Annotated in this window: 2 protein-coding genes; one reads left to right on the forward strand and one right to left on the reverse strand. The window is 70.6% G+C overall.

Going from position 1 to position 2310, the window contains the following annotated elements:
- On the forward strand, positions 1-1097 hold a 1097-nt coding region (locus ACFU99_RS41095; RefSeq protein ID WP_384403148.1), incomplete at its 5' end, for a hypothetical protein.
- A 54-nt stretch (positions 1098-1151) separates the two neighbouring features.
- Here the strand turns inward: ACFU99_RS41095 and ACFU99_RS41100 are convergent.
- On the reverse strand, positions 1152-1901 hold the full coding sequence (locus ACFU99_RS41100) for a hypothetical protein (RefSeq protein ID WP_384403151.1): 750 nt from the start codon (positions 1899-1901) through the stop codon (positions 1152-1154).
- Between the last annotated feature and the right edge of the window lie 409 nt (positions 1902-2310).

Genomic DNA, 2310 nt, shown 5'->3' on the forward strand with positions numbered 1-2310 from the left:
TGCCCATTCCCTCGGCGGAGGCGACGGAGACGACAGAGCCCGCACGGCGGCTGGTCGCGCTCTGCCGCGGCGACATCGATCCCGCCCGGCGCGCCTTCCTCGCAGGAGCGGAGTACCGCCCCGCCGACCCGCGCCTGCCCGACTGGTCCGACGCCGGCGGCGACCGGCCCCCCTCCGGCCCGCTGGGCCGGGCCGCCCCGGTGGACATCCGGATGCTCGACGACATGGCGTGGCTCTTCTCGTCCCTGTCATCCGCGCACGGCGGCGCCCACGCCCGGACGTCCCTGGCCTCCTATCTGGCCGACGACGTGGCCCCGCTGCTGCTCACCCGGGCGTCCGACGGCCTGCACAGCCAACTGTGCGCCCGTGCCGCCCGCCTGACCCATCTGCTCGCCACCATGACCGCCGACACCGGCTACGAGGGGCTCGCCCAGCTCTATTTCCGGACCGCCCTGTCCATGGCGCGCGAAGGCGGCGACCGCCGCACCTACGCGATCACGTTGCGCGTCATGAGCGGCCAGGCCCTGCGCCTCGGCCACCCCGGAACAGCCACCCGGCTCATCCAAGAAGCCGTCCGCACCGCCGAACCCGGCGCCGGCCCCGACCTCACCTCCTTTCTCCTCACCCAGCGCGCCCTCATCCACGCCGACGGCGGCCGGACCCGGCTCGCCCTCGCCGACCTGGACGCCGCCGAGGAGGAACACGGCGGCTCGGCGGGGGCCGCCGGACCCTTCACCGCCTACCCCCGGGCCGGGCTGGACTACCAGCGCGCGGCGGTCTTCCGCGCCCTCGGCCGGCCGGACGACTCCCTGGCAGCTCTCCAAGGCGCCGTACGCCACCGGAAGTCCGCCCAACGGCTGCACTACGCCCTGACCCAGGCCCGGCTGGCCGAGAGCCTCCTGCGCGTCGGCCACCTGGAGGCCGCCTGCTCCCACTGGCACACCTTCCTGGACCACTATCCGCACCTGCGGTCCGTACGGATCGACCATGCCCTGGACCGCCTCCAACGCGCCCTGCTCGCCTTCCCCCGGCAGCCGTACGCCGCCGCTCTCGGCGACCGGGCCCGCGCACTCGCCTCCCCGGTCCGCGGCCACTGATCCACGGCCACTGATCCGCACGACCGCTTCAGCGGGTGGGCGAGGAGTTCCGGCTCAGGACTGTGCGCGCATTTTGATGACACGCTCGGTCGGCGGCGGGGCGACAGGATCGTTCCAGGCGAAGGACGCCCCCTCGGGCTGATCGAGCTGATCGGGCTGCCCGTGCCGGACGTCCTTGAGAACGGTGATGGCCAGATCCCGCAGCGCGCCCGTATGCACGGCGAGCGTCTGGCGGGTACGGGCGTCCTCCGGGTCCGCCAGCAGGATGCGGGCGGCAGTGTTGGCGGCGCGCAAGCGCGGCTTCTGCGCCGCGCGGTGCGCACGGGGCAGGGAGCGCCAGGCGGTATTGGCGACGGTGATCAGGCGCCAGAGCTCGTTGGACGCCGGATCGACATCGTAGAAACGCAGCCCGTACCGGCCCACGAGCCAATAGGAGACGGTCAGCACCAGCGCGACCGAGGCGTCGAGGGCCGGCCAGGAACGGAGGAGGTAGTGGCGGCCCAGGACCGCGTCGAGAAGGGCGGCCACGCCTGCGCCGCCCGCGCCGAACAGAACTGCCGCGACCGCGCCGAAGAACGCGACGGCCGGGATCAAACCGACCCCGTTCTCGCTGTCCATCCGCAGCAGTCCTCGCCAATGGGGTGCGAGATACCGGGCGTAGCGGACGATTTTCGGTGCGGGCTCAGTGATGGCGATGCGCTTCGCCCAGCTCACGGCCACGGGAACTCGCTCCTCGATCGGAGGTTCGCACGAAGGATCATATCCACGACAACGAAGCGACAGAATCACGGATACGTCCGCCATCACCCGATCAGGTCACCGAATAGAAAATCCCTCCGACCGGCCGGGCGCATGAGCGGGCGTATTCATGATTATGACCGCGCCACAAAGATCATGTGATGGGTGATCGCCTCGATTGCGGAATGGAACCCCGTGCCTCACTTGTCCGAAGACATAGAGGCATTCCCCGCCATGTCATATGACACATCCGCCTATCGATGGCCAACCCGCTCCGGAGCGAGGAGAGTTGTAGGAGCACGGGCGACATTCCTGGCTCAACACGTGAACCGGAACGTAGGCGGCACACGGAGACAGGCGTCAGGAGCCGCGATGCCGCGCGGGGGGTGCCTCTATGTCTTTCGTCAAGGCGCCCCTGTGGGGTGTGGGTGGGTTCGGGGTCATGCGGCGAGTTCGATGTCCTTCGGCTCGCGGG

The organism is Streptomyces sp. NPDC057654, from assembly GCF_042800135.1.
GTDB lineage: Bacteria > Actinomycetota > Actinomycetes > Streptomycetales > Streptomycetaceae > Streptomyces.

Excerpts from the sequence above, each read along its gene's own strand:
- ACFU99_RS41100 (WP_384403151.1), bottom strand. The coding sequence starts at position 1,901 with ATGGCGGACGTATCCGTGATTCTGTCGCTTCGTTGTCGTGGATATGAT.